Genomic DNA, 381 nt, shown 5'->3' with positions numbered 1-381 from the left:
ACCGGGCATTCCGCGTGGGCGACGTCCTGACGGTGCAGGTGTTCGAGAACTCGAGTGCCACCACCAGCGCCGACACCGGTACCCGCCGGAGCAACGGCCTGTCGGCGGAGTTGTCGCACCGCAGCGGCACCGTCGGACAGACGGGTATCGGCGTCAGTGGCTCGTTCGATGGCGGCGGGCGTACGCAGCGCACCAACCGCGTGTTGGCGACGCTGACCGTGTCCGTGCAGGAAGTGCTGTCCAACGGCGACCTGCGCGTGGCAGGCGAGCAGCTGCTCACCGTGAACCAGGAGCCGCAGAAAGTGACGCTCGAAGGCCGGGTGCGCCCGTTCGACATTTCGGATGGCAACGTGGTGCTTTCGACGCGTCTCGCCGATGCAC

1 protein-coding gene is annotated in these 381 nt (G+C 67.7%); it reads left to right on the top strand.

Features of this window, described 5'->3' with window-relative positions:
* Positions 1-14: 14 nt before the first annotated feature.
* On the top strand, positions 15-381 hold a 367-nt coding region (locus tag AC066S_RS40080), incomplete at its 3' end, for a flagellar basal body L-ring protein FlgH (protein WP_478272108.1).

Source organism: Bradyrhizobium sp. CFUWI (assembly GCF_056429085.1).
Note: the sequence above shows the minus strand (reverse complement) of the source record. Positions and strands in the feature narration are given on the sequence as shown.